This is a genomic window from Moorena sp. SIO3E8, assembly GCF_010692445.1.
Taxonomy (GTDB): Bacteria; Cyanobacteriota; Cyanobacteriia; order Cyanobacteriales; family Coleofasciculaceae; genus Moorena; species Moorena bouillonii.
The window spans coordinates 1-6,857 of record NZ_JAAHHM010000228.1; the positions used below are offsets into that span (position 1 = coordinate 1).

Here is a 6,857-nt window from a genome sequence, read left to right on the forward strand (position 1 = left end):
CTCACCTAAATCTTAAGAAAATCGAAAGATTACATGGACACACAAGGGTCAGGGATTGGTCACCCAAATCCCTGATTAGGATAGCCTTTCACTGGCCTTGTAGTACAAATGCACGGGGGAACTTCAGCTATAGGCTTCTCACCAAGGTTGGTAGAGAACACACCTGACCTAGATTAGAGATTGACTAAGGGGAATGTGGCTTCACTTTAAAGAGCGTTTGAAGCAATGGCGCTTTGTACTGATAATAGCTCCCGTTGTGGCTGCACTGGTCACTGTTTTGGATACGGCAGGATGGTTCCAGCTACTGGAGTGGGCTACCCTGGATCAATTTTTTCGCCTGCGTCCGGTTGAAGACATTGATAATCGCATTGTGATTATCACCATTGATGAATCGGATCTGACTCAACTTGGAGGATGGCCGATTTCTGATGCTGTTTTAGCTGAGTTAATCAAAAAAATTAAAGCATACCGGCCTCAAGCTATTGGTCTGGATATTTATCGCGATTTTCCAGTGGAACCTGGTTATCAGGAGTTGGTTGAGGTGATGAAGTCCACACCAAACTTGATTGGAGTAAAGTCCGTGCTGAGGGATAAAAGAGTTGCACCACCTCCGACCTTAGCACAACGAGATCAAGTTGCTCTAGCCGATTTGGTGCTAGATGGGGATGGTAAAGTAAGGCGAAGCTTGATATCAGCAGCAGATCAATCCGGTCAGGATATACCTACCTTAGGCGTTAGATTGAGCTTGATGTATCTTCAAGCCAAAGGGATCAATCTCAAAAAAATCGATGGGAGGCGCGAGTCTTACCAATTAGGTCAAGCAAGATTTTTCAATCTAACCCAGAAAAATGCTGGTTATCAAGGTGCAGATCTTGGAGGCTACCAAATATTGTTGAATTACCGTGGCACCCAGGAGCGCTTCAATACAGTTTCAATCAGTGATGTTCTGAGCAATAGAATTTCGCCGGAGCAGTTGTACAATCGCATTGTTTTGATTGGTATGACTGCACCGAGCCTTAACGACATTTTTCCGACTCCCTATGATAGCAGTGTGAGCTCTAGCGTTCAGGAAATGCCTGGTGTCGTTATTCATGCCAATATCGCCAGCCAGATGTTGAGTGCAGCAGTTGATGGACGACTTCTGCTGCGAGTATGGTCTGTTAACGCACAGGGGCTATGGATTTTTTGGTGTTCGTTGATCGGAGCCGTAGGAAGTTGGCTATTACCAGAGACTAACTGGTTAAGAAAACATCTCCTGAGCAAATTAATTCTGAGTATTTTGATCACAGGGGGCATGATTGTCGGTGGTAGCTATTTAGTCTTTCTAACAGGTTGGTGGATTCCTGTAATTTCCCCATTAATGGCTCTAGGTTTATCGGCAATTTTAGGAACTAATACCCACAATCAATGGCAATTGAAACAAGCTAACCAGCAATTGCAAGATTATTCTCGCACTTTGGAGGTCAAAGTTAAAGAGCGCACCCAAGAATTAGAAAAAGCCAAAGTAGCTGCTGATGTGGCTAACCAGGCAAAAAGCGAATTTTTGGCTAACATGAGCCATGAACTGCGCACTCCCCTCAATGGCATTTTGGGATACGCTCAAATCCTCAAACGCTCCTCGAATATAAGTAAATCAGACCTGGATGGCATCGGTATTATTCACCAGTGTGGCTCTCATTTGCTTACTTTAATCAATGATATTTTAGACCTATCTAAAATTGAAGCTCGGAAACTAAAGCTGCACAAAAGTGATATTCATTTTTATTCCTTCTTGATGGGCGTGGTTGAAATTTGTCGGATTCGTGCCCAGGAAAAAAGTATATCGTTTATTTACCATGCCGATCCTCAGCTTCCAGTGGCAATTTATGGGGATGAAAAACGCCTGCGGCAAGTTTTAATTAATTTACTGGGTAATGCGATTAAATTTACCGAGACTGGAAGTGTGACCTTTCAAGTAAGTTTAATCGGTTCATCCTTGAATGGTGACCGTTCCCACACAATCAGATTTAAAATTGAAGATACTGGTGTAGGGATGACTCCAGAACAGTTGAAAAATATTTTTTTGCCGTTTGAGCAGGTAGGAGATACTAAAAAACAGTCAGAAGGCACTGGCTTGGGATTAGCAATTAGTATGAAACTTATCTCCCTAATGGGGAGTGAAATAAAAGTAGATAGTACCTTAGGTGAGGGAAGTCAGTTTTGGCTAGATTTGGAACTAGCAACTGCTACGGAATCCCTGGAGCAAGAAACAGTCGTAGACAGCAGCAATATTGTTGGCATTAAAGGTAAACCTCCAACCATCTTAATAGTGGATGATCATCTCAACAATCGCTCGTTACTCATTAACCTACTAGAGTCGATTGGATTTCGTTGCTTTAAAGCAAGTAATGGTAAAGAAGGTTATCAGCAAGCAACAGAAATTAAGCCCGATTTAATTTTGACAGACATTGTGATGCCAATTATGGATGGATTGGAAATGATCGGTGCTATTAGAAAATCACAACAACTGCCAAATGTAGTGATTATGGTTGTATCTACTAGTGCCTTTGAAACTGACATAGAAAACAGTATAAAGGCTGGAGCTGATGCATTATTATCTAAGCCAATTAACATGGATTATCTTTTTAATCAGTTACAAAAATATTTAAAAATTGATTGGTTTTATGAAGCCAATAATCATCTAGAAAGTATAAATACCGAAAATTTACCACTGGAGACAGATGAAATTTTACCTCCACCAGCTGAGGGAATTGAAAAGCTATTTGAATTGGCAAAAAGAGGCAATATCCATGGCATAGAGAAAACTGTGCTTGAACTGGAACAGAGAGATAAAAAATTTGGGCCTTTTGCCAATGAGTTAAGGCAATTAGCAACTAGCTTTCAGGTTAAGCAAATTCGGTAATTTATCAAATCGTTCAGGGGGTAAATCCATGACTATCAATAAAGTTGATCAAGCCACTATCTTGATCGTTGATGACAATCCCACGAATCTGAAAGTGTTGTCAGAAGCGATCGCTAATTCGGGATGGTAAATTTTGGTAGCAACTGATGGTGAAACGGCTATCGATCAGACCGAATATGCAACACCAGATCTGATTTTGTTAGATGTAATAATGCCGGTAATGGATGGTTTTGAAACCTGCCGCCGACTGAAATCTAATCCGGCAACTAATGAAATCCCAGTGATTTTTATGACTGCTTTGAATGACACGGTTGATAAGATCAAAGGTTTGTCCCTGGGGGCTGTAGATTACATCACCAAGCCGTTTCAGACTGAAGAAGTGTTAGCCCGTCTCCAGGTGCATTTACAACTGCATTTCCTGACCAAACAACTAGAAGACCAAAATCTATACTTAGAGGAACGGGTAGCGGAACGCACTGCTGATCTACAACAGGCAAACCAGCAACTGCGAGAATTAGAAGCTCAGCTACGCAAAGCTCTAGCCCAAGAACAAGAATTCAATCATCTTAAATCTCGGATGATCATAGCCATTTCCCATGAGTACCGCACGCCTTTGACCAGCATTCTCTCCAGTTCTGAACTCCTGGAAGCTTACTGCCATAGATGGGATAAATCTAAGCAAAGCCAACATTTTCAACGGATCCGAGAAGCTGTTCAACGGATAACGGACTTAATGGGTAATGTGATGTTCCTTAATAAGGCAGAATTTGAACAACTAGAGTTTCAGCCTACTCCTTTGGATTTAGGGGTATTTGTGCGTGATCTAGTGGATGACATGCAACATAACTATGGTGAGCAACATCGCCTGATTTTAAAAATTGATCAACAGTGTGGGCGACCGTTGTTTGATTCTAAGCTGCTACTACAAATCCTTACCCATCTGATTGATAATGCTATCAAGTATTCCCCTAATGGAGGTAAGGTTTTGATTAAGTTTGCCTGTCAAAATAACCAAGTTATTTTTGAGGTGAGTGATGATGGGATTGGCATTCCGAGGAAAGACCAACATAATCTGTTTAATGCTTTTCATCGAGGCTCGAATGTAGAAAATATTTCTGGTAGTGGACTGGGGTTAGCTATTGTCAAAAAATGTGTCGATATCCATGGCGGGACAATTAGTCTAAACAGTGATATCAGTCTTGGCACTACCTTTACGGTAATGCTACCTCGTAGAGTATTAGATGCGGATCAACTGCTCAAGGTAACTGGAAAGTCCATTCCTGATTACCAATCTGGATCACATTTCCTGCACTGAGCGAAAAGGGTTGATGGGAGGTAAGCCGCTGTTGGTCCACAAAAGTACCATTGGAACTACCTACATCAATGATTTGATAGCGCACTTTGTCCTGAGGCTCTGGAATTTGCAGAATTTGGGCATGGTTGCGAGAACACATCGCATCTTCTAACACTAGGGTGTTCGTGGGTTCTCTACCAATAGTGAAAGGATTAGCAGACAAAACAATGATGGCACCGGATGAACGGTTTACTAAACGCCCCTTGCTTGCTGGGGTAGGATTGGAAAAAAGTACGGTTGGGGCAAGTACTGGTTGATCGCGAATGGGCAGACTGGGTGTGGCGGCTGATTCGTCTGGAATTGTAGCCCTAGGTACTTCCTGATTGACAATGGAGTGTTTAGAGTTAGCTTCTCCACCAGGGAGGATATTGACTTGCTGGATTGGTGGTGGGGAGAGTTCTGGGCGACCAGCATTGGCAATCTGCATTTTTAGGACGGCTTCATGTTCTGCTTCCTGTCGAGCACTCATCCCTTCGACTTGACGAATTATCCCCCGTGTGTTAGGAAAGCTGATGTCACTGACTCGCACATCTTCGATGGAAAAGCCTACGGTATAGTAAACGTCAACATGGTCGAGAATGTATTGTCGGACGTCTACTCGTCCCTGATTGGTTAACTGTTCCATCCTCAGGTGACTAATTGCTACTCCTAAACTATCTTTAACGGCACTAGTTAAGGCAGCAATGGGGTCAGATATTTCTAGAGCAACTCGTTTGGCATCTACCACTTGATACATTACATTCAAAGAGACATTGACAAGATACTGATCGCGGGATAGAAAGTCTCCTTGAGAGGTAATGGGCAAGTGCCGGAGTTTGCTGTCTACTAGGAGCAGTTCACATTTTTCTAGCCAGGGTAGGGCGAAGCTGACATGACGCCCTGGCTTCCATACCCGCACACACCGACCATTTTTGACAAATAAAGCAATATAGCCTGCCCCGATAAAGTCCATGCTCCACCCTGCCCAACGCTCTGGGGTGACGGTTTGAATGAGTGGGGGTGAGTTACCAGACATTAGATTTTGTTTAGAGGAGTGATGGGAGTAGTGCTTTTTTTACCATTCCGCCGACAGGATGCTCCGATGGAATGCTGCCTGATCAATGGCGAGATGAATGTCGGACAGGGATTTACCGGAACCGCCTGAATCTATTATAACGGTTTGTACTTGAGTACAATACATCGGGTTGTATATAAGAGGATATCTGAAAAGTTTTTTTATACTGAATTTTGCCCCCCTAGCCCCCCAAATTTGGGGGGAAAAAGAGTCAATTTGTTTCTAAAAGTCCCCCAAAATTGGGGGATTTAGGGGGCTTGGATGTAGCAAATGAGACTTCTCAGACAACCTCTAAGAGGGAAGATGCGTTTACCATGGCTTTTACCGAAAAATTTGGGTTTAAAGCCCCGTCCTTCGCTGGATAGAAACCTTAGATAGTGGAGCCTTATTCAATAAGTTTTAACCCTTTTCACGGCCTGCCGACCATAAAGGCTCCACTATCTTACGGTAAATTCAATGGACGGCTTTTTTTTAGAACATGCATTGACAATTGTCGCTGAGTGTTATAGACTAAAATAGTAACGTAAAGGGTCGATATCTGATGATAATTCTAGAGTTCAAAGCCAAAGGCAAAAAGCCCCAATATCAAGCCATTGATGAGGCCATTCGGACGGTTAAGTTTATCCGAAATAGTTGCATTAGGCTTTGGCTAGACAATAAGGGTACTGGGAAATACGACCTTAGCAAATATTGTAAGGTTTTAGCTAAACAGTTTCCTTTTGCCAATGAATTGAACTCTACCGCTCGCCAGGCCGCATCTGAAAGAGCATGGTCATCGATTGCTCGGTTCTACGATAACTGCAAGAAGAAAGTACCTGGTAAAAAAGGCTTTCCTAAGTTCCAAAAACGCGGCAGGTCGGTTGAATATAAGCAATCTGGGTGGAACCTGTCCCCGGATAAAAAATCAATCACTTTCACTGATAAAAAGGGAATTGGAAAGCTTAAACTCAATGGTACGTGGGATTTATGGCGCTTTGACAAGAAGCAGATTAAGAGGGTTCGGATTATTTTTCGGGCAGATGGGTATTATGTTCAGTTTTGTGTTCAGGCTGATAATAATGAAATTCTAAAGCCTACCGGTAATACTATTGGATTGGACGTTGGCTTAAAATATTTTTACACTGATTCCGATGGGAACGCTGAACCTAATCCTAGATTTTATCGAACGGGTGAAAAGCGACTGAAGTTTTATCAGCGCAGAGTATCCCGAAAAAAGAAAGGCAAGGCCGTAGGCCACGCTTCGCGAACATCCAACCGTAAGAAAGCGATTAATAAATTAGGCAGGCAGCACCTTAGAATAAGCAGGCAACGTGAAGAGCATGCCAAGAGACTGGCACGCTGCGTAATCCGGTCTAACGATCTGGTCGCCTACGAAGATCTAAGGGTTAAAAATTTGGTTAAAAATCACTGTCTCGCTAAATGTGCGGCTCGTTCCAGTCAGGAGCCTTTAGAAAGTAAAGGGGTATGGACTGGGGGATTCGCGAGGAACTAACTCCTCAAAATCCTAACTGTCCATTTGATACAGGTGAAAGTCCTGTCCTTGAAGA

Annotated in this window: 3 protein-coding genes and 1 pseudogene; 3 read left to right on the forward strand and 1 reads right to left on the reverse strand. The window is 42.8% G+C overall.

From position 1 onward, the window contains the following. Window positions 1–193 precede the first annotated feature (193 nt). A complete protein-coding gene (locus F6K46_RS37275; protein WP_293068554.1) occupies window positions 194–2,902 on the forward strand; it encodes a CHASE2 domain-containing protein in 2,709 nt (902 codons plus the stop codon). 133 nt (window positions 2,903–3,035) lie between these two features. Further along, window positions 3,036–4,217: a hybrid sensor histidine kinase/response regulator gene (locus F6K46_RS37280; protein ID WP_293073276.1), complete on the forward strand. Its 1,182-nt coding sequence runs from the start codon at window positions 3,036–3,038 to the stop codon at window positions 4,215–4,217. On the opposite strand, the gene F6K46_RS37285 is transcribed toward F6K46_RS37280, so the two are convergent. Next, entirely contained in the window at window positions 4,159–5,271 is a 1,113-nt protein-coding gene (locus F6K46_RS37285; RefSeq protein WP_293068618.1) for an FHA domain-containing protein, read from the reverse strand. The two genes, F6K46_RS37280 and F6K46_RS37285, sit on opposite strands and share 59 nt — an antisense overlap. 580 nt (window positions 5,272–5,851) lie before the next feature. Here F6K46_RS37285 and F6K46_RS37290 point away from each other — a divergent pair. Next, window positions 5,852–6,730 (forward strand): annotated as a pseudogene (locus tag F6K46_RS37290) (transposase); the annotation flags it as partial. Window positions 6,731–6,857 lie beyond the last annotated feature (127 nt).